This window comes from Bartonella sp. HY406 (assembly GCF_025449315.1).
Taxonomy (GTDB): Bacteria; Pseudomonadota; Alphaproteobacteria; order Rhizobiales; family Rhizobiaceae; genus HY038.
On record NZ_CP104893.1, the window covers coordinates 2,270,101 to 2,290,415 of the forward strand.

General features: G+C 41.3%; 18 protein-coding genes. 10 read left to right on the plus strand and 8 right to left on the minus strand.

Annotated features, from left to right (window positions below):
- Window positions 1-88: 88 nt before the first annotated feature.
- The 3 genes from N6B01_RS09690 (at window position 89) to N6B01_RS09700 (ending at window position 5,435) form a co-directional block, all read left to right on the plus strand.
- Window positions 89-1,495, plus strand: a complete 1,407-nt coding sequence (locus N6B01_RS09690) for an MATE family efflux transporter (RefSeq protein ID WP_262078503.1) — start codon at window positions 89-91, stop codon at window positions 1,493-1,495.
- Window positions 1,496-1,884: 389 nt separating this feature from the next.
- Entirely contained in the window at window positions 1,885-3,723 is a 1,839-nt protein-coding gene (gene ilvD, locus N6B01_RS09695; RefSeq protein WP_262078504.1) for a dihydroxy-acid dehydratase, read from the plus strand.
- A 422-nt stretch (window positions 3,724-4,145) separates the two neighbouring features.
- Entirely contained in the window at window positions 4,146-5,435 is a 1,290-nt protein-coding gene (locus N6B01_RS09700; RefSeq protein WP_262078505.1) for an adenylosuccinate synthase, read from the plus strand.
- Window positions 5,436-5,515: 80 nt separating this feature from the next.
- Here N6B01_RS09700 and N6B01_RS09705 read toward each other — a convergent pair whose 3' ends face one another.
- The 5 genes from N6B01_RS09705 to N6B01_RS09725 all read right to left on the minus strand — a co-directional run bounded on the left by N6B01_RS09705 (window position 5,516) and on the right by N6B01_RS09725 (window position 9,992).
- Window positions 5,516-6,550 carry a sulfate/molybdate ABC transporter ATP-binding protein gene (locus N6B01_RS09705; RefSeq protein ID WP_262078507.1) on the minus strand — a complete coding sequence of 345 codons (1,035 nt, stop codon included), beginning with the start codon at window positions 6,548-6,550 and terminating at the stop codon, window positions 5,516-5,518.
- 7 nt (window positions 6,551-6,557) lie between these two features.
- Window positions 6,558-7,451: a sulfate ABC transporter permease subunit CysW gene (gene cysW, locus N6B01_RS09710; RefSeq protein ID WP_262078509.1), complete on the minus strand. Its 894-nt coding sequence runs from the start codon at window positions 7,449-7,451 to the stop codon at window positions 6,558-6,560.
- A 2-nt stretch (window positions 7,452-7,453) separates the two neighbouring features.
- Window positions 7,454-8,275 (minus strand): sulfate ABC transporter permease subunit CysT, encoded by an 822-nt coding sequence (gene cysT, locus N6B01_RS09715; RefSeq protein WP_262078511.1) that lies wholly within the window; start codon window positions 8,273-8,275, stop codon window positions 7,454-7,456.
- A gap of 128 nt (window positions 8,276-8,403) precedes the next feature.
- Complete coding sequence (locus N6B01_RS09720) at window positions 8,404-9,411, minus strand: sulfate ABC transporter substrate-binding protein (protein ID WP_262078513.1); 1,008 nt, start codon at window positions 9,409-9,411, stop codon at window positions 8,404-8,406.
- A gap of 170 nt (window positions 9,412-9,581) precedes the next feature.
- Window positions 9,582-9,992 carry an Imm10 family immunity protein gene (locus N6B01_RS09725; protein WP_262078515.1) on the minus strand — a complete coding sequence of 137 codons (411 nt, stop codon included), beginning with the start codon at window positions 9,990-9,992 and terminating at the stop codon, window positions 9,582-9,584.
- A 222-nt stretch (window positions 9,993-10,214) separates the two neighbouring features.
- On the opposite strand from N6B01_RS09725, the gene N6B01_RS09730 reads away from it, so the two are divergent.
- The 6 genes from N6B01_RS09730 (at window position 10,215) to N6B01_RS09755 (ending at window position 16,744) form a co-directional block, all read left to right on the plus strand.
- A complete protein-coding gene (locus N6B01_RS09730; RefSeq protein ID WP_262078516.1) occupies window positions 10,215-10,880 on the plus strand; it encodes an amino acid ABC transporter permease in 666 nt (221 codons plus the stop codon).
- A gap of 5 nt (window positions 10,881-10,885) precedes the next feature.
- A complete protein-coding gene (locus tag N6B01_RS09735; RefSeq protein ID WP_262078517.1) occupies window positions 10,886-11,596 on the plus strand; it encodes an ABC transporter permease subunit in 711 nt (236 codons plus the stop codon).
- Window positions 11,597-11,680: 84 nt separating this feature from the next.
- Window positions 11,681-12,415 carry an amino acid ABC transporter ATP-binding protein gene (locus N6B01_RS09740; RefSeq protein ID WP_262078518.1) on the plus strand — a complete coding sequence of 245 codons (735 nt, stop codon included), beginning with the start codon at window positions 11,681-11,683 and terminating at the stop codon, window positions 12,413-12,415.
- 262 nt (window positions 12,416-12,677) lie between these two features.
- The gene (gene pyrF, locus N6B01_RS09745) at window positions 12,678-13,379 is read left to right on the plus strand and encodes an orotidine-5'-phosphate decarboxylase (protein WP_182417577.1); all 702 of its coding nucleotides are present in this window, start codon (window positions 12,678-12,680) and stop codon (window positions 13,377-13,379) included.
- Window positions 13,380-13,484: 105 nt separating this feature from the next.
- A complete protein-coding gene (locus tag N6B01_RS09750; RefSeq protein WP_262078519.1) occupies window positions 13,485-14,972 on the plus strand; it encodes a succinyl-CoA:acetate CoA-transferase ScpC in 1,488 nt (495 codons plus the stop codon).
- Window positions 14,973-15,481: 509 nt separating this feature from the next.
- Entirely contained in the window at window positions 15,482-16,744 is a 1,263-nt protein-coding gene (locus N6B01_RS09755) for a porin (protein WP_262078520.1), read from the plus strand.
- Window positions 16,745-16,855: 111 nt separating this feature from the next.
- On the opposite strand, the gene N6B01_RS09760 is transcribed toward N6B01_RS09755, so the two are convergent.
- Together N6B01_RS09760 and infA are read right to left on the minus strand one after the other, a co-directional pair.
- Window positions 16,856-17,479 carry a Maf family nucleotide pyrophosphatase gene (locus N6B01_RS09760; RefSeq protein WP_410007262.1) on the minus strand — a complete coding sequence of 208 codons (624 nt, stop codon included), beginning with the start codon at window positions 17,477-17,479 and terminating at the stop codon, window positions 16,856-16,858.
- Window positions 17,480-17,808: 329 nt separating this feature from the next.
- Window positions 17,809-18,027 (minus strand): translation initiation factor IF-1, encoded by a 219-nt coding sequence (infA, locus tag N6B01_RS09765; RefSeq protein ID WP_182417578.1) that lies wholly within the window; start codon window positions 18,025-18,027, stop codon window positions 17,809-17,811.
- Between the two features lie 651 nt (window positions 18,028-18,678).
- On the opposite strand from infA, the gene N6B01_RS09770 reads away from it, so the two are divergent.
- Window positions 18,679-19,131: an SH3 domain-containing protein gene (locus N6B01_RS09770; RefSeq protein ID WP_262078522.1), complete on the plus strand. Its 453-nt coding sequence runs from the start codon at window positions 18,679-18,681 to the stop codon at window positions 19,129-19,131.
- Between the two features lie 149 nt (window positions 19,132-19,280).
- Here N6B01_RS09770 and N6B01_RS09775 read toward each other — a convergent pair whose 3' ends face one another.
- Window positions 19,281-20,234 carry an acetyl-CoA carboxylase carboxyltransferase subunit alpha gene (locus tag N6B01_RS09775; protein WP_182417580.1) on the minus strand — a complete coding sequence of 318 codons (954 nt, stop codon included), beginning with the start codon at window positions 20,232-20,234 and terminating at the stop codon, window positions 19,281-19,283.
- Between the last annotated feature and the right edge of the window lie 81 nt (window positions 20,235-20,315).

Genomic DNA, 20,315 nt, shown 5'->3' on the forward strand with positions numbered 1-20,315 from the left:
ATGTGATATCAAGCGTGCAACGAAATTTTGTTTTTAAATTTTAAATACGCCTTTTATTTAATTTTGCTTCATTGTAGGAAGTTATCTTATGCCAACAGCCAATGCCACCAAGTCAAGAGATTTAACCCAAGGTCCGATTTTTAAAACCTTGGCTATTTTTGCCTTGCCAACATTGCTTTCTAATATATTGCAATCACTTAATGCATCTATCAATACTGTATGGGTTGGTAAATTTTTAGGTGAAACGGCCTTGGCAGCAACGGCAAATGCCAGCATCATCATGTTTTTAGTGTTTTCGGCTGTGTTTGGTTTTGGCATGGCAGCAACGGTCATGGTAGGCCAATATTTTGGTCGCCATGACATTGATGCGGCGCGGCGTATTTTTGGTTCGGCAATTGGGTTTTGTTTAATATTATCAATCTTAGTTGGCGTTTTAGGTTGGACATTTTCCGACTGGATATTAACCCATCTTAACACCCCACAAGATGCTTTTACTCAGGCGCATGCCTATTTACGGGTAATTTTCATAGCCCTGCCATCAACCATGATGTCAGTGATTGTTATGATGGGCATGCGTGGTTCGGGCGATTCGATGACTCCTATGTGGTTTATGGGTCTAAATGTCGTACTAGATATTATACTTAATCCCTTGCTGATTTTAGGTGTTGGACCTTTTCCCCAATTAGGCATTGTTGGGTCTGCGGTCGCGACTATTATTGCTGGCTATGGTTCATTAATTGCCATGATAATTACAATGTATTGGCGTAAATTACCGCTACGCTTGGTTGGACGAGAACTCAATTATCTTATCCCGCGCATAAAATTATTAAAAATAATTATTGGCAAAGGTGTGCCTATGGGGTTGCAAATGGTGGTGATGGCAACCGCTGCTCTTGTCATGATTAGCCTCGTCAACCGTGAAGGCTTGATGACGACTGCCGCCTATAGTGCTATGCAACAACTATGGACCTATGTGCAAATGCCCTCCATGGCGGTGGGTGCCGCAGTAAGCGCAATGGTTGCACAAAATATCGGTGCTGGAAAGTGGGAGCGCGTTAACAAGGTTAATACTGCAGGACTTCTATCAACGCTTTTATTAACGGGCTCAATCATTGCCATTTTATTGATTTTTGATCGCCCCGTCCTTGGGCTTTTCTTGGGAAAAGAAAGTGGCGCAATGGCTATTGCCGACCACATGCAATACCGTGCAACATGGAGCTATATGCTGTTTGGTATGGCCATGGTGATATTTGCAACCATGCGTGCAAATGGTGTTGTTATCATACCATTGTTAATTATCTTTGTTTCTCTTTATCCTGTACGCCTTGGGTTTTATTATCTTACCTATAATATCCTTGGTGCTGATGCGATTTGGATCAGCTTCCCAGTTGGTGCCTTCACCTGCCTCATCCTCGCCTTTATCTATTATAAAACCGGCTTATGGCGTAAAAATTCCATGACTCAACCATCGGAAAAAACGCAAAAAAATGCGTAAATCCGACGCGAAAGAAACTTGGCATTATTCATCAAAAATTATTTTTGGTAATAATGTTGCGCAAAATGCATATTTTTCTTTCCAAAAATAACAACAATGTGATAAAGCGGATTTTCATTTTGTTGCAGATAAGAATCTTATCAATAATAAATGATTAATTCATTGATTTTTAAAAGATTTTTTTTAAGACTTACGCTATGCCTCCGTTTAGGCGGCTTTTGAGTGGTCTTTTATGACCGACTTTTCTTACTGGATTGACGCTTGTTGAGTAAATAAGGCTTGCGAAAATTTTTAGTCTGCGGCAAAACCATTATGAATTTAAGAATAGTTTTAAAGTAGCAATTGTGCTATAAATTGCTGCTTAATCGATAAATCAAAAAGAGGTTACAATGCCTGCCTATCGTTCGCGTACTTCCACCCATGGCCGTAATATGGCCGGCGCTCGCGGCCTGTGGCGTGCCACAGGTATGAAAGACAATGATTTTGGCAAACCAATTATTGCGGTTGTCAATTCTTTCACGCAATTTGTGCCAGGTCACGTGCATCTGAAAGATCTTGGGCAGCTTGTGGCGCGCGAAATTGAAAAAGCTGGCGGTGTTGCTAAGGAATTCAATACCATTGCGATTGATGATGGTATTGCAATGGGGCATGACGGCATGCTCTATTCACTGCCATCACGCGAAATCATTGCCGACTCTGTTGAATATATGGTCAATGGCCATTGCGCTGATGCAATGGTTTGCATTTCCAATTGTGACAAAATTACACCGGGCATGTTAATGGCTTCACTTCGCCTTAATATACCAACAATCTTTGTGTCTGGCGGTCCAATGGAAGCTGGCAAGGTTGTTTTAAACGGCAGAGAAATTGCCCTTGACCTTGTTGATGCCATGGTTGCAGCAGCAGATGACAGCCATAGCGATGAAGAAGTAAACGCCATTGAGCGTGCTGCCTGCCCAACTTGTGGCTCATGCTCTGGTATGTTTACCGCCAATTCAATGAATTGCTTGACTGAAGCGCTTGGTCTATCTTTGCCCGGCAACGGGTCAACCCTTGCTACCCACTTAGATCGCAAACGCTTATTTGAAGAAGCAGGTCACCGCATTGTCGAACTTGCCAAGCGCTATTATGAGGGCGACGATGAAACGGTTTTGCCACGCTCTATCGCGACATTGCCAGCCTTTGAAAACGCCATGACCCTAGATATTGCCATGGGCGGCTCAACCAATACGGTTCTTCACCTTTTAGCTGCAGCGCAAGAGGGCGAAGTTGATTTTACTATGGCTGATATTGATCGCTTATCACGCAAAGTTCCAGTTTTATGTAAGGTAGCACCTGCGGTTGCCCATGTTCACATGGAAGATGTTCATCGCGCTGGCGGCATTATGGGCATTTTGGGTGAGCTTGACCGTGCTGGCCTTATCAATAACACAACTTATACTGTCCATTCGCCTACTATGCGCGATGCATTACGCAATTATGACGTAAAGCAAACCAATGATCCGGCTGTGCATGATTTTTTCCGTGCAGCACCGGGCGGCGTTCCAACCCAGACGGCCTTTAGCCAGTCGCGTCGTTATGAAAGCGTTGATCTTGACCGTGAAAAGGGCGTTATCCGTACCAAAGAACATGCCTATTCACAAGATGGCGGCCTTGCCGTACTTTATGGTAATTTGGCGGAAGATGGTTGTATTGTTAAAACCGCTGGTGTTGATGATTCAATCTTGGTATTTAAAGGCCCTGCGCGTATTTTTGAAAGCCAAGATACAGCTGTTCTTGGCATTTTGAACAATAAGGTCAAGGCCGGCGACATTGTACTTATTCGCTATGAAGGCCCACGCGGTGGCCCCGGTATGCAGGAAATGCTTTATCCAACCAGTTACTTAAAGTCCAAGGGGCTTGGTAAAGCTTGTGCCTTGATTACTGATGGTCGTTTTTCAGGTGGTTCATCAGGTCTTTCTATTGGCCATGTTTCGCCAGAAGCAGCGGAAGGTGGTACAATTGGTTTGGTGGAAGAAGGTGATATCATTGAAATTGATATTCCAAACCGCAAAATCCATTTAGCCGTTGATGATGCTGTTCTTGCCCACCGCCGTGAAAAAATGCAAGAAAAAGGCACGGACGCTTGGAAGCCATTGGAAATACGCAAGCGGAAAATCACCAAGGCTTTAAAAGCCTATGCCGCAATGACCACATCAGCTGCCAAGGGTGCTGTGCGCGAAATTTAAATAGTTTTTGGGCATTAGGCAATTATATATTAAAGCCTGCGCTTTTTATGAAGCGTGGGCTTTTTGCTGAAATTAAGCCACAATTTGTTTTGGTTTAATTATGTTAATCACTAAATCAAGAGTCGCAACTTTTGTAAAGTTTGGTTATAAAAGCTAGGTTTGATTGACATATGGCGATTCTTATAAGCCTTGCAGTTTTAACTGATAATATTTGTGCGCGTGTTACCGCTTTTAAACGCTGCACCTTGGATAAAATATGTTTAAAAGCATGAGACCAAGTCATATTATTCAGATAAATTTCTATGCTTTAAAGCTTTTAGAATAGACAAAATTTAAAATTATCATCATGGACTTTCTTAAAATTTAAGAATGGCATGATACATCAGAATATATAACGCATAGAACCAAAGCGGAGTTTATAAATGGCCAATGTAGTCGTTGTCGGTGCCCAATGGGGTGATGAAGGCAAGGGTAAAATTGTTGACTGGTTATCAGAGCGTGCTGATATTGTTGTGCGCTATCAAGGTGGCCACAATGCTGGGCATACGCTGGTTATTGAGGGTGTAAGCTATAAGTTGTCACTTTTGCCGTCTGGTCTTGTACGGGGCAAATCATCCGTTATTGGCAATGGCGTTGTGGTTGACCCACATCACTTTGTTCAGGAAGTAAAAAAATTGCGCGATCAAGGCGTAAAAATTACCCCTGAAATATTGCGTATTGCTGAAAATGCACCGCTTATTCTTTCACTTCATCGCGACCTTGATGCAGCACGTGAAAACGCCACTACTGGCTTGAAAATTGGCACAACCAAGCGCGGCATTGGCCCAGCTTACGAAGATAAGGTTGGTCGTCGTTCTATCCGCCTTACCGATTTGGCTGAGCCTGAAACTTTGATGGCAAAAATCGAGCGCGTTTTAACCCATCACAATGCGCTGCGTCGTGGCATGGGTGAGCCTGAAATTCAGGCACAAGGCTTGTTTGATGAATTGATGGAAGTTGCTGGCGAAATCCTACCCTTTATGGATCGCACTTGGAAATATCTTGATGAGCAACGCCGCAGTGGTGCGCGTATTCTTTTTGAAGGCGCGCAAGGCGCATTGCTTGATAATGATTTTGGTACCTATCCATTTGTTACCTCGTCTAATACCATTGCCGGTCAAGCTGCAACAGGTTCAGGCATGGGGCCAGCATCAATCGATTATGTTTTGGGCATTGCAAAAGCCTATACAACCCGTGTTGGCGAAGGCCCATTCCCAACCGAGCAAATGAATGAAGTTGGTGAATTCCTTGGCACACGCGGCCATGAATTTGGTGTGGTTACTGGTCGTAAGCGCCGTTGTGGTTGGTTTGACGCGGTATTAGTGCGCCAAATGATCGCTGTTTGTGGCATTACCGGCATTGCCCTTACCAAGCTTGATGTGCTTGATGGCCTTGATGAAATCAAAGTATGCGTTGCTTATGAATTAGATGGTGAAGTGATTGATTATTTGCCAGCTTCAATGGGTGCGCAAGCGCGCGTTAAGCCAATTTATGAAACTCTTGAAGGTTGGAAAGAAAATACTGCTGGCGCTCGCAAATGGGCAGATCTTCCAGCACAAGCAATTAAATATGTTCGCCATTTGGAAGAATTGATTGGCGCGCCGGTTGCTCTGCTTTCAACCAGTCCAGAGCGTGAAGACACCATTCTTGTGACTGATCCTTTCGAGGATTAATAACAAGCGTTTTTAAAAGCAAAAGGTTGTCATAGAAATATGGCAACCTTTTTTGTTGGGCAATAAGCTAACAACCAATATCAAATCGTGAAAAACTGCGTACGCTTAATGATAACGCTGCCTTGTTGTTTTTCATCAATGATCGTTTCCGCTGGCACATCCAGTTCCAAAACATGGTGATCATTGGTTTTAACCACCAAACGCCGACGGCCCGGCCTATCCATAATTTTCGTGACTGTAACTGGCAAAGCATCATCCCTCTGCCCTACTTCACTACACCAACTAAGATCATCAGGACGAATAAATAATTGCGCGTCACCATTTGGCAAGCCACTTGCATCGAGATTTAAATTATCAAGCTTTGCATAACCATTATTAATTTTAACCGGTAAAATATGGGTGTCGCCTAAGAACTTCATCACAAAGGCCGATTGTGGATTATTACAAACGTCATAAGGCGTACCAAGCTGCTCAATATTACCTTGCTTCAAGATAACCACACGGTCAGCAAGATCCAGAGCTTCTTCCTGATCATGGGTTACAAATAATGTTGTTATACCAAGTTCATCATGGATTTCACGCAGCCAGCGGCGCAAATCTTTACGCACATTGGCATCTAATGCCCCAAAAGGCTCATCAAGCAATAAAACCTTAGGGTCAACCGCCAAAGCACGCGCTAGAGCCACACGCTGTTTTTGCCCGCCTGATAATTGTGCTGGAAAACGGTTCGCTAAGCCTTCCAATTGGATAAGCTGCAATAATTCCTTGGCCCGTTGTTCTATTTCAGGTTGGCTACGTTTTTTCGCGCGTTTGGTTTTCATACCAAAGGCAATATTTTCCAAAATTGTCATATGGGGAAAAAGTGCGTAGTGCTGGAAAACAAAACCAACACCGCGATCGCGCACTGGTATATTGGTGGCATCGTGTTCGCCAAAATAGATCTGGCCATTATCTGCAAATTCTAAACCAGCAACCATGCGCAATAAAGTAGTTTTCCCTGAACCTGAGGGCCCAAGCAGAGCAATCAACTCGCCACTTTTAATATCTAATGAAAGATTATGCACCGCATGAAAATTATCGAATTTTTTTTCTATATTTTTTAGGGTAATTTTCATTTTAACCTCAATGTACCGCTTTGGCTTTTTGTGATGTGATATTTTTTGGCTGGTTAAGATGTTTGCGCCCTGCACCAAGCCGCTCGACGGTAATTTTGGCAATGATGGTAATAACTGCAAGCAAAGTCAAAATCGATGCAGCCGCAAAAGCACCAACTGTTTGATAATCATGGTATAATAGCTCAACATGTAGCGGTAATGTATTGGTTTGGCCGCGAATATTGCCCGATACAATTGATACAGCACCAAATTCTCCCATGACACGGGCATTACATAAAATAACGCCATAAAGCAGTGCCCATTTAATATTAGGCAATGTCACGCTAAAAAAAGTCCGCAAACCACCCGCGCCTAGCGATGTAGCTGCCTCTTCTAGATCCCTGCCCTGCACTCGCATTAATGGAATAAGTTCACGCGCAACAAAGGGCGCAGTCACAAACATCGAGGCAAGCACGATGCCGGGCAATGCAAACATGATTTTCAAATCATGAACTTGTAACCATTCACCAAAAAAGCCTTGCAACCCATAGACAAAAAGATAAGCGGTACCCGCAACAATCGGTGAAATTGAAAACGGCACTTCAATCAAGACAATAAGGGCGCGCCGCCCCGGAAAGGTGAATTTGGTTAAAGCCCACGCTGCCATAATACCAAAGACCATATTGATAGGCACAACAATCAACGCAGTTATCAAAGTGAGAAAAATTGCATGCAAAGTATCGGCATTACTTAAAGCCGCAAGATAAGTGCTTAAGCCGGCAGAAAAAGCCTCATGCATAATAACAAATAGCGGCGCAATAAGAAAAATGGCTGTGATAATAAACACTATAGCCAGTAAGCCATAGCGAATAAGCGGTGCTTCACCAATACGTGCATGATGCTTATGTTTAGATTGTGCCATATTTAGCTCCTAACCAAATAGCGCGATGCACGACTTTGCAATATATTGGTGATGACCAACATGACTAAAGCGGTGATGAGCAAAACAGAAGCGATGGCAGCCGCCGCACCATATTCATATTCATCAAGACGAATAGTGATAAGCAGAGCTGTAATTTCGGTTTTAAACGGTTGATTGCTTGAAATGAAGATAATGGCGCCATATTCACCAAGGCCCCGCGCAAAGGAAAGTGCCATACCGGTCAATAAGGCGGGATATAGCTGCGGCAACAAAACACGAAAAAATACCTCAAAATCACTACCGCTTAAAGATTGCCCAGCCTCTTCCAAGGCTGGATCAAGTTCTTCAAGCACGGGTTGCACAGTACGCACAATGAAAGGCAAGCTGGTGAAAGCCATAGCAATAATAATACCCAATTGGGTATAGGCAATTTGCCAATTTAGCGGCTTTAAAAGCCCTTCATAAAACCAGCCCTTGGTTAGAAAAGTCGTGATGGCAATACCTGCAACGGCGGTTGGCAAAGCAAAAGGCAAATCAACAATAGCATCAAGCAAGCGGCGGCCAGGAAATTCATAACGCACCAAGACCCAAGCCAGAGCCAAACCAAAAAACACATTAAAAATTGTTGCAGCCAGTGCACAAAGCGCCGTTACCATATAGCTTGCGACCGCACGCGGCGCTGAAATAATCGCCCAATAATCCGCCAAACCTAAACCTGCTGCCTTCATAACCAGGGCAACCAAAGGCAAGGCGATAATAAATGCAACATAAATGAGCGTAATACCAAGCGAGAGTTTTAATCCGGGTAGAACCTGCTTTTTCACATTTCATTCCTTTATTTTATTTTTGTAGAAAAAGCTTACCAAAAGGCAATTCATTCGCCTTTTGGTTAAACAGAAAACCATGTGGTTTAAAGCACATGGTTTATAAGCCAATATAGGATAGATTAAACTTAGCGTTGCTCATAAAGCTGATCGAGAATTTGACCTGAAGCAAAATGCTCTTTTTGAATTTTATCCCAAGAGCCAAAAACATCACTCACGGTTAAAAGACGAATTTTTGGAAATCTATCCTCAAACTCGGCTTTGACCTTTGGGTCATTAACGCGGTTACCGTTTTCAGCAAGAATTTTTTGTCCTTCTGCTGAGTATAAAAAATTCAAATAAGCTTCTGCCGTTTTACGAGTACCACGCTTATCAGCAACACGATCAACGACCGCGACAGGAAATTCTGCCAAAAGGCTTACTTCCGGCGTTACAACTTCAGCCTTTTTTGCACCAAACTCACGCGCAATATTTATTGTTTCCGTTTCAAAGGTAATCAGCACATCACCAATATTACGTTCAATAAAGGTGGTGGTTGCGGCGCGTCCGCCCGTATCAAAAACCGGTACATTGGCAAATAGTTTTTTCACAAATTCTTTAGCTTTTTCATCACTATTATCTTCTTTGGCAAATTTTTCTTTGGCAAAAGCATAGGCTGCAAGATAGGTATAACGCGCATTGCCCGATGTCTTTGGATTTGGGAATACAACTTTCACATCATCACGCACCAAATCATCCCAATTTTTGATATTCTTTGGGTTGCCTGCACGCACTAAGAAAGAGGGAAAAGAATAATAGGGCGAAGCGTTATTGGGAAATTTATTCTGCCAATCCTTATCAACAAAACCACCCTTTGCCAAAATATCAATATCAGTTACCTGATTAAAGGTTACAACATCAGCTTCCAAGCCTTCTAATATAGATCTTGCCTGTTTTGATGACCCAGCATGAGATTGATCAATGGTGAGATCAATGCCAGTTTCTTTTTTATAAAGCGGAATAAAAGCTTCATTAACTTTGCCATAAAGCTCACGGGAAATATCATAAGAAGCATTGAGAATTTTTTGGTCTTCGGCCTTGAGCGGTGTTGCCCAAAATGCAGTTACAATAGCAGCTAATGTCAAAATCTTTCGCATAATTACCCTCACTATAAAACTTAATTTATTTGTGACGGTAATTGAAAAATTTTCAAAGAACAGACTTTGTTTTTATTAGTAGCTAATTAGAATATTTTGCTCACTAAATTATCTTTATAAAAAATAAATGCGATAATGACCTGTTTTTAGTAAAGGCTGCGTCATTTATCTTAAATTGCATCATTAAAAAGATCATCTAAATAAGTTTTAAAAAAATGTTGGATGTTGGCTTTTTCATATTCGGGAAAGTGTAGTTTTACAAAATCCACCTGCTTGCCAATTCGGCTTGCCTTATCAAAATCTATCCGCAAATCTGTATTGGTTAAACCAATGGATGCTATAGCGCCATATTGCCCCAGTTGCGTTTCAATAAGCTTTAATTGTTCCAAAATTTGACTATGGATTTCAATATAATAACCATCCATGCCAAGCTGTAGGTCTTGGCTTGTGGGGTTGGTAATAATATCAATTATCAAATATTGCTTTGGATCAAGATCATTATCACTTGCCGCGAATCTAACATTATCATTGCTATGATCAATATGAATATTTTGGCATGAAAATTCTATGTGGTTTTGCATTATCCCTCGCAATATTCTTATTATTTTAGAATTAAAACATATACAACTTCAAATGTGGCTATTTGCATGAAAATATTAAACTATATTAATCCATCCTTGGTGGAAAAGCTTGCTTTTTTGCCCTTCTGCAATAATTATTACCCTTAATGGTTCCATATTCTTTTTAAACCATATAAGACTGCGCTAGATTTTTTATAAAGTGCAAATTTTCGGTATTTTCATATGTCTGCAATTATAGCCTATTTCCCCCAATTAATGCAGGGGCTTATAGTAACCCTGCAAATCTCGATAGGTGGTTTTTTTCTTGGACTTTTATTAGCAACTTTTATCACCTTTATTTGGAATAGTGTACCTGCACCGTTACGATTTTTATTTATTATTTATATTGGTTTTATTAGGGGTATCCCTGAAATTTTAATTATTTTCTTATTTTATTATGGCGGCACATTTTTATTAACGAATATATTTAGCACTTATATTGAAGTTAATGGGTTAATTGCTGGAATTTTGGCCCTTGGAGCGGTCTCATCGGCCTATTTTGTTGAAATATTGCGCGGTGCCTTGAATACCATTCCATCCGGACAAAAGGAAGCCGCAACTAGCCTTGGCCTTAGCCGTGCAACAACCTTCATCCAAATTATTATACCACAAATTTTTATGTTTGCTTGGCCAGCAATTGGCAACCAATGGCTTATTATATTAAAGGACAGCGCGCTCGTTTCAGCTATTGGCTATGAAGAATTATTGCGCAAAGCTACTGTTGGCGGCAGTGCTGTACGTTCGCAGATGGAGTTTTATATTGCTGCTGCATTGATTTACATCGCTGTTACCACTCTCTCGACTATTCTTTTCAAGTCGGGCGATAAATATATGTCGCAAAGGAGATAGCCGCTATGTCACTTGATGTCTTTTTACAATCTTTCGCGGCAATTTTACCAAGCTTACAGTTAACAATTGTAATCACCCTTAGTGCTTTTTTCATTGGACAATTATTAGCTTTGCCTTTTGCCCTAGCGCTTTATTCTAAGTCATCGGTTTTTTATTGGCCAGTTGCCATTTACACTTTCATGACACGCGGTAGCCCCTTACTCGTACAATTATTCATCTTTTATAATCTGTTTGGCAAAATAAGCACTGGGCTTGCAATTGAGCGCGGTAGCTTATTATGGTTCATTTTAAATGATGCTAAATATTGTGCTATGTTTGTTATTGGTCTTAACTCAGCATCTTATATGGCAGAAATTTTACTAGGTGCTTTACGGCAAATTCCAACTGGCCAAGGCGAAGCAGCTATTTCTCTTGGCCTAAAAAAACGCTTTCGACTTTTCGATATTTTATTGCCGCAAGCTTATCGCAATGTACTACCAACAATTGGCAATGAAATGGTAATCGTTTTAAAAGGTAGCTCGCTAGCCAGTGTTATTACTGTTATGGACGTATTTGGCACTGCAAAAACATTTATGTCAAATAGTTCATCCGCTTTCGAAGCATTTTTATCCGCAGCAATATTATATTTGTGTATTGGCTTTGTCATTGCAATGATATTTAGAGTGTTGGAATATTATTTTTTACCAGCATCGATAACAGGTCAGAGAACGAAATAAATTTTTCATTTTTAAAACGCCTAATTTAAAACAAATTAAAAACAAGACTGATAATATAATCAGCAAGGAAATGAAGGTTTCTAAATGATTAAGGTTGAAAACCTAGTTAAATTTTTCGGCAAAACGCAAATTTTGCATGATATAAACCTAACGGTAAAATCGGGCGAGCGTATTGTTTTATGCGGGCCATCGGGCTCGGGTAAATCAACATTATTACGCTGCCTTAATGGCCTTGAACAACGCAAAAGTGGCACAGTTGAAATCGCCGGTCATCATCTAGCACCAGATTGTAAAAATGTTTTAGAGCTTGGCGGTGATGTAGGTATGGTGTTTCAACAATTTAACCTATTTCCCCATATGAGCGTATTGCATAATCTAACCCTTGCTATGCGCCGTGTGCGTAAAACCTCCAAGACTGACGCGGAAAGCTATGCACGCTCACTTTTAACCCGCATGCAGCTTGAAGATAAGGCCGATGCCTATCCAAGGCAATTAAGCGGCGGCCAGCAACAGCGTGTTGCCATCGCTCGTGCTTTATGCATGAAACCCAAAGTCATGCTTTTTGATGAGCCGACCTCCGCTCTTGATCCTGAAATGGTGAAAGAAGTGCTTGATGTAATGACAGGACTATCCAAGGAAGGTCTCACAATGATTGTGGTTACCCATGAGATGGAATTTGCCCGCAATGTTGCAGACCGGATAATTTTTATGGATAAGGGTATAATCTTGGAAGATGCAGAGCCGCCGCAGTTTTTTGATGCACCGCGCCATCAACGTATAAAAGATTTTTTGGCTGATATGCGGCCAACAAACGCTTAACCACCCAATACTCATATAAAACGCAATTAAACAATGTAATGCTAGTATTTTGCCAAAAAAACAGCGCATAAACCGCAAATGGACATGCGCAGTTAGAATCAAACTAATAACTAGATGGGCATAAATAATAACCTAAAAGAGCACTTTTTTCTGATTTTTTTGTCACAAAAAACAGTGATCATTGCTTATAAAAATTCATGCATTTTTTGCTTTTAATAGTTTTAAAAATATGCAAAAACAAACTCATGAAGAGGAGTTAATAATGACGCAGGATATGCGCGATCGCCTTATTGTAGGCCTTGATGTTGCAACCGTTAGTGAAGCCAATGCTATTATCAAGACCCTTGGCGATAATGCCACCTTCTATAAAATCGGCCATCAACTTGCTTTTACTGGTGGTTTGGATTTTGCCAAAGAACTCATCCAAGATGGCAAAAAAATCTTTCTTGATATGAAATTACTTGATATCGATAATACCATTGCTGGTGGCGTTTCAAGTATTTTAAACCTTGGCGTTTCGATGCTAACCCTTCATGCTTACCCAAAAGCTATGCAAGCAGCGGTCGAAGCGGCAAAGGGAAGTGATTTATGCCTGCTTGGCGTTACCGTCTTAACCTCGATGGATGCACAAGACTTAAAAGATGCAGGCTACAATGATACACCGCAAGATCTTGTGTTAAAACGGGCAAAACAAGCACGTGATATTGGTATGGGTGGTATTGTCGCATCAGCCAATGAGGCTATGGCTTTACGCCAAGTAATCGGTAATACTATGGCACTCGTTACTCCGGGCATTCGCCTAAGTGGCACAGACCATGGCGACCAAAAGCGGGTTATGACACCATTTGACGCCATTCGTGCCGGTGCAAGCCATTTGGTGGTAGCGCGTCCTATTATCAAAGCCGAAGATCCGGTTTTGGTGACACAGTCTATCCTTGAGGAGATGGAAAAGGCTGCTGTCTAACTCGCAAGAGTTATAATAATACAAATGGGAGGAAATTTCGCCCACTGCTTTCTTAAAAAGAGCAGTGTCCTTGTAATGCTTCGTGCTAATTTTAGAGATAATATCATGTATGACCAACGTATCCGCAGTGCAGCTTTAAGACAGAAAATTGTGTCAAGTGAAGAAGCGGCAAGCCTTATTCAAAATGGCATGACAATTGGCATGAGCGGTTTTACAAGAGCGGGCGACGCAAAATGTGTGCCGCTTGCTATGGTAAAGCGTGCTGAGCAAGATCCATTCAAAATAACGCTTTTAACTGGTGCTTCCCTTGGTCATGATATTGATGGGCTGCTTTGCAATGCTGGGATTACTGCACGCCGCATGCCTTTTCAGGTAGATTCAACCCTGCGCCATGCGATAAATCGCGGCGAAGTTATGTTTATTGACCAGCACCTTTCCGAAACGGTTGAGCAATTGCGTGCCGGCCAATTAGCACCTGTTGATATTGCCGTTGTTGAAGCCGTAGCTATTCGTGAAGATGGTGGCATCATTCCAACCACATCCGTTGGCAATTCGGCAAGCTTTGTGGAGCAAGCTAAAAAAGTTATTGTTGAAATTAATATGACCTGCAATCCAGCATTGGAAGGATTGCATGATATATATATTCCACAATTAATTCCTGGACGCACACAAATTCCGATTGTCAAACCAGAGGACCGTATTGGCACCAATTATATTAAGGTTGATCCCGCAAAAATTGCTGCGATTGTCATTAGTAATCTGCCTGATAGTCCATCAAATATATTGCCAGCTGATACCGAAACCGCAGCTATCGCAAATCACTTGATTGAATTTTTTATTCATGAGATGAAAAAGGGACGCTACACACAGTCACTGCGGCCTCTACAGGCCGGCATTGGCACTATTGCAAATGCTGTTTTAAGCGGCTTTTTACAAAGCCCGTTTGAAGACCTAAAAATGTATAGCGAAGTTTTGCAAGACTCAACCTTTGACTTAATGGATTCTGGCAAACTGGTTTTTGCATCTGCCTCATCAATTACCTTAAGCCAAGCCTGCGGTCAGCGCGTTTTTGATAATATTGAAAAATATAAAGACCGCTTGATATTGCGTCCTCAAGAAATCAGCAATATGCCCGGCGTTATTCGCCGCCTTGGTCTTATCGCTATTAACACCGCCTTGGAATTTGATATTTATGGTAATGTCAATTCAACCCATGTCAATGGCACTCATATGATGAATGGTATTGGCGGCTCTGGTGATTTTGCTCGCAATGCCTCTCTTTCTATCTTTGTCACTAAATCCTTGGCAAAGGGGGGAAAAATATCATCGGTTGTACCAATGGTAACCCACATAGACCATACTGAACATGATGTTGATATTCTTGTTACCGATCAAGGGCTTGCCGACTTACGTGGCCTTGCACCGCGCGAGCGCGCCGCCACCATCATCAAAAACTGTATTGCCCCAAGCTATCGCGATAAAATGCAGGATTATTTTGACCGTGCGGTAAAACGCGGCGGCCACACACCGCATATGCTTGAAGAAGCCTTTTCATGGCACACAAAAATGCAACAAGAAGGCAGCATGCTTTAAATTTATAAAAATTTTTAGATCATTTTTGCATTCGAAGCTGGCTATTCAAGTACTATAGCCAGCACCTTAAATTGAAATGCCCAACTTTTAATTTTTCTCAACCGCAGGGGGTTAAAAATCCTTTGCGGTTTTGTCTTTTATACAAAGATTGGCGTTATTTGTTCCCGATAATAGCTTATGGATAGTTTATATTTTTCCGATACCCTCATAATAACCATGATGGTTTACACCTAAGCAATCATTTGCATCCTTTCAAAGTTACTAAGGTTTGGAATATTTGTTCTAATCGCGTCAATATTAGGTATGTGATTCTATGCCAATTGCTTTCCCGCTCAAGGTTTAGTATTTTCTAACAAAAATATGTTGCAATAATAACACATAAAGCAATGCATCACTTATACTAAAGCACTGATCCAATGGTTTCATATTATTGTAACACTCATAACACGGCACTGTAATATTGTTTTTCTAATCCTTGCCAAGAAATAAATTTGGCAGTGGAGAAATAAATGTCAATTCTTAAAACCTTACCGCTAGTGCCGCTCGCATTACTCGCTGGATATAGCGCAGCAAATGCAGCAGATGCTGTTGTCGTTCCCGTTGAACCTGAACCGGTTGAATATGTTCGCGTTTGCGACGCATATGGTGCTGGTTACTACTATATTCCAGGCACTGAAACCTGCATGCGTATTTCAGGCTATGTTCGCGCCGAAATAAAAGGCGGCGACGACGTATATGCGACCTCGCGTGATGGCATTGAACGCGATACTTACGCATGGCGTTCGCGTGCGACACTACGCTTCCATACAGCAGCTGAAACTGAACTTGGAACACTACGCACTTATATTGACCTACGTTCAGAGTGGCAAGGTGGCGCTAACTGGGGTGCAGCCGGCGATAAGACATCATTGCGTTTTGCATATATTGAACTTGGCGGTCTTCGCGTTGGTATGGACGAGTCAATCTTTGCACATTGGACTGGCTACCTAGGTAAAGTCATGAACGATGACGTGTTATCACCTAAAGGTTCTACACGCACAAATATGATTAGCTATACTTATAATTCTGGTAACGGCTTTTCTGCAATTATTGGTGTTGAGCAAGGTTCTGGAAGTGATATTAATGGTACCCGTTATAATCGCTATTATGACAGTGTTGCTAATCAATACATCGCTGAACGGAGCTATAAACTTGTGGGTCAGCAAATTGATGATTATGCACCGCATGTTTTGGGTGGCTTGAAGTTTAAACAAGGTTGGGGTGCGGTCTCTGCCGTTGCTGCCTATGATGCCCGCAATGAGGAATGGGCTGGTAAGCTTCGCCTTGATCTTAATGTAACAGATCAGTTCTCAGTTTGGGTTATGGGTGGCTATAAATCCATGGACGACTACTACAAAGTTGATACATCTGTTAAAGCGTTCAAAAAAGACTATATCAGTGTAGTACGCATTTATAACTCAAACATCGGTGACTGGGGCGGCGATTGGGTTGTTTGGGGTGGTGGAAGCTACAAATTTACCAAAAATACAAGCTTCAATTTCCAAGCTGGCTATGATGATGAGCGTACTTTTTCAGCCGCTGCTAATATTTCACACCAAATCGTCCCTGGCTTAACAATTACCCCTGAAATTGCTTACACAAAATGGGATAGCAATTACGGTTATAAGGCAATTTACAGCGATGCTGGTGCATTGTTAAGCTCTGGCGTTCGCAATAGCATGAAAGGCGAAAATGCATTCCAAGGCATGCTTCGTTTACAACGCTCATTCTAATCTTAAATATTAGAAATTCTATTTAAAAAGCCGGCTTGGATAATTCCAAGCCGGCTTTTTTTCGACCGCTAAAACCGATTTTTGCCAACTTCTACAGCATAAGTCTTTCCTTTAAGAAATCATGCTCCAATTCTCATAAACAGGATAACCAACAGATCGCAACAGTTCTGCTGTTTCAGCCAATGGCAAGCCAACTACTGCGCTATAAGAACCAACAATGCGTAATACAAAACTACCGGCTAGACCTTGAATAGCATAGCCGCCAGCTTTACCGCGCCAATCACCCGATAAAACATATGCATCAATCACAGATTTTGGTAAACGATTAAAACGCACGCGGGTTTCGACAACCCGGTGATGCAGATGACCCTTGGCACATAATACACAAACTGCGGTAAAAACCTTATGGCTACGCCCTGATAATAGGCGCAAGCATTCGCGAGCTTCATCCTCGCTATCAGGCTTAGGCAAGATGGTTCGCCCAACTGCTACAACCGTATCGGCGCTAATAATTGGCGCTTTTTCATATTGTGGTATTAACCGTATGACTTGCGCCGCCTTTTGAGCTTTTTCTAATGCAAGGCGTCTTGCCAAATAAAATGGGTGTTCACCACGCTTTGGTGTTTCATCAATATCAGCTGCATGTAAATGATCTGGTTCAATACCTATTTGTTTCAATAATGCCATACGGCGTGGTGACGCTGACGCCAATATTAAAGGCATTTCATTTTTAATCACTTCATCATGCTGCATTTTTGTCCGCCATATAGTCAATAAACAATTTTCCTGCTGCTTTAATAGCAACCAGACTGCAAAATAGACCAACTATTTTAACATCAAGTAAAATCAAATTATAAAATGGAAAATAACTAGCGGCTATATGAAAAAGCCAAATGCTTGCTTGAAAAAAGCAACACCAAAACAAAGCCTGATTTTTATAAAAGACATAAAAATAAGAGATCTATAAATAGACCTCTATTATTCATCTTTATACCATATTAATCTAGAGTTTTTATCTTGAACCATAGTATGAATTAAAAGCTGCTATGGTAAATAAAAATAGACTATTTATAACGATAGGTAATACGACCCTTAGACAGATCATAAGGGGTCATTTCGACCATGACCTTATCGCCTGCAAGCACGCGGATACGGTTCTTACGCATTCTTCCGGCTGTATGGGCAATAATTTCGTGCTCATTATCAAGTTTTACCCGAAACATTGCATTTGGTAGAAGCTCAGTAACAATACCTGAGAACTCCAAAACTTCTTCTTTAGCCATTGAAACCCTATTCTATTGAATAAAAAAATAATAAACCCATTTACGGGCCGGCCCTCGCCACCTTGGCGCGAAACCTATATGATAATTGTCACCTTGTGAATAATAAAGCATACTTGCCACATAATTTTTACATGAAAAGCACATTTATCTGCATCAAATTCAATGAAAACAGCCATAATCAGCAACACTTAGCGGCTCTATAACAGAAAAACATCAAGATTTCAAGACCAACTTATAAAAGCCCAAAGCAATATAGAATCACTTATCAATTTGAATACTTAAAAAGCAATTTTTTGAAAATTTAAAATTCCATATATCTAAATTAGGATTAACAAAATGAAACGCTTTTTATAAATATATCTATATTTATAAAAATTTACTTTTTGTAAACTTTTTCTGGAACCTTTTGCCGGCTAAGTCGTTTTTGTTGTATGGACGCTGACAAATGGTAATTGAGCCAAGCAGCTAAGAGAATTAATCGAACAACCCAGAAGAATTTAACAACAGGAAGCCAAAAGCGCTTCCCGTTAACAGTCTAACCTTGTCAAAATTTGAAGCAAATAAGCGCGAAACGAGTTTTCGCGAATAGAGAAACTTTGCTAAAAATAACGGGTTTTGCGGTTCTTCCATAAAAATTAAAGGACTAAGATCATGAACCGTTTTGCAAAATCAATCATCGCTGCTTCAACTCTAGCAATTGCTGTAATTGGCAGCGCACTTACTGCACAAGCAACCACAATTTCAGCCCCTGCCTTATCATTGCATAATGCACCTGCAACAAGTGCGGCCGTAACCAGCAATATTGCTAAGGGTACTCAAGTTAATGTTGGTGTTTGCAATTCAGCTTGGTGCTATGTAACTGCAGGAAACCAAAAAGGTTGGGTTGAAACCAATAAGCTTTCAACACAATTGGCTGCTGCAAATAGCCGTGCTCGTTCAATGGCAGTTAGCGGTGGTGCAGGCGGCTCTGCAGCAACTGGTGGCCGTACAGCATCTGCTGGCTTAAATATTTCAATTACCATTGTTCCTGAAAAGTCAGAAGCAAAGGCTGCAAACCAAAGCCGCATTAATGTTGCTAAAATTGCACTACAAAACTTGCGTTAAGAATTTCACAAATCCCCGTTAGCTAAAATCAAGCTAACCAATTGGCCTATCTGATTTCATGATCGATCAGATAGGTCTTTTTATTTTGTCTTTTGTTATTTGATGCCGAATAAAATTCTAAGAAAAAAATCGAACAAAAAAACAATCGATTAAAGGTTGCGACCAATAGCTAAATATTTTTCACGCCGTTCATCACGTAAAGTAATACCATCCTTATCGGCCATGCTTTTAAGCGCAGCAGCAATAATATTTCCAGTTGCATCCATCACTGCTTCACGATCACGATGAGCACCGCCCAAAGGCTCTGGAATAATACCATCAATAATCTTTAACTCATAAAGATCTTGCGCTGTAATGCGCATATTGGTCGCTGCATCTTTTGCGCGGGTGGCATCGCGCCAAAGAATAGAAGCCGCACCTTCTGGTGAGATAACTGAATAAATCGAATGCTCGAGCATGTAAACGCGATTAGCAGCGGCTATAGCAATAGCACCGCCAGAACCGCCCTCGCCGATAACGATAGCAACAACAGGAACTTTAAGATTTAGCATTTCAGCCGTTGACCGAGCAATGGCTTCCGCTTGACCGCGCTCTTCAGCACTAACACCAGGATAAGCTCCGGCTGTATCAATGATTGACACCACAGGAAGATTGAAGCGTTCAGCCATTTCCATGATGCGAACGGCTTTGCGATAGCCTTCAGGACGGGCGGAGCCAAAATTATGTTTCAAGCGTGTTTGCGTATCATGACCTTTTTCAAGACCAAGATAGGCAATAGCTTCCCCTTGAAAGCGAGCAAAGCCAGCTTGCAAAGCCTCATCTTCACCAAATTTACGATCTCCAGCTAATGGAGTGATATCGCTAAATAGGTGGTTGGCATAATCTAAAAAATGCGGACGATCCGGATGACGCGCAATTTGCGTCTTTTGCCATGGGGTCAATTTTTTATAAAGATCACGCAATGCCTGCGCAGAGCGCTTTTCAAGACGGTCAATCTCATCACTCATATTGACACTGTCTTTTTCTTGGCTAAGCTTTTTAAGCTCAAAAATTTGGGCATCGAGATCTGCAACAGGTTTTTCAAAATCAAGGTAATTATACATCAACTATTTAATCCACACGAGTAATTTTGGAGCTATCTTCTATGCACTTTTCATGAAGCAAGCGTTAAAGACCAAAGTATT

Coding starts and splice junctions, on each gene's coding strand:
- N6B01_RS09690 (WP_262078503.1), top strand. CDS start 89: ATGCCAACAGCCAATGCCACCAAGTCAAGAGATTTAACCCAAGGTCCG.
- ilvD (WP_262078504.1), top strand. CDS start 1,885: ATGCCTGCCTATCGTTCGCGTACTTCCACCCATGGCCGTAATATGGCC.
- N6B01_RS09700 (WP_262078505.1), top strand. CDS start 4,146: ATGGCCAATGTAGTCGTTGTCGGTGCCCAATGGGGTGATGAAGGCAAG.
- N6B01_RS09705 (WP_262078507.1), bottom strand. CDS start 6,550: ATGAAAATTACCCTAAAAAATATAGAAAAAAAATTCGATAATTTTCAT.
- cysW (WP_262078509.1), bottom strand. CDS start 7,451: ATGGCACAATCTAAACATAAGCATCATGCACGTATTGGTGAAGCACCG.
- N6B01_RS09720 (WP_262078513.1), bottom strand. CDS start 9,411: ATGCGAAAGATTTTGACATTAGCTGCTATTGTAACTGCATTTTGGGCA.
- N6B01_RS09725 (WP_262078515.1), bottom strand. CDS start 9,992: ATGCAAAACCACATAGAATTTTCATGCCAAAATATTCATATTGATCAT.
- N6B01_RS09730 (WP_262078516.1), top strand. CDS start 10,215: ATGTCTGCAATTATAGCCTATTTCCCCCAATTAATGCAGGGGCTTATA.
- N6B01_RS09735 (WP_262078517.1), top strand. CDS start 10,886: ATGTCACTTGATGTCTTTTTACAATCTTTCGCGGCAATTTTACCAAGC.
- N6B01_RS09740 (WP_262078518.1), top strand. CDS start 11,681: ATGATTAAGGTTGAAAACCTAGTTAAATTTTTCGGCAAAACGCAAATT.
- pyrF (WP_182417577.1), top strand. CDS start 12,678: ATGACGCAGGATATGCGCGATCGCCTTATTGTAGGCCTTGATGTTGCA.
- N6B01_RS09750 (WP_262078519.1), top strand. CDS start 13,485: ATGTATGACCAACGTATCCGCAGTGCAGCTTTAAGACAGAAAATTGTG.
- N6B01_RS09755 (WP_262078520.1), top strand. CDS start 15,482: ATGTCAATTCTTAAAACCTTACCGCTAGTGCCGCTCGCATTACTCGCT.
- infA (WP_182417578.1), bottom strand. CDS start 18,027: ATGGCTAAAGAAGAAGTTTTGGAGTTCTCAGGTATTGTTACTGAGCTT.
- N6B01_RS09770 (WP_262078522.1), top strand. CDS start 18,679: ATGAACCGTTTTGCAAAATCAATCATCGCTGCTTCAACTCTAGCAATT.
- N6B01_RS09775 (WP_182417580.1), bottom strand. CDS start 20,234: ATGTATAATTACCTTGATTTTGAAAAACCTGTTGCAGATCTCGATGCC.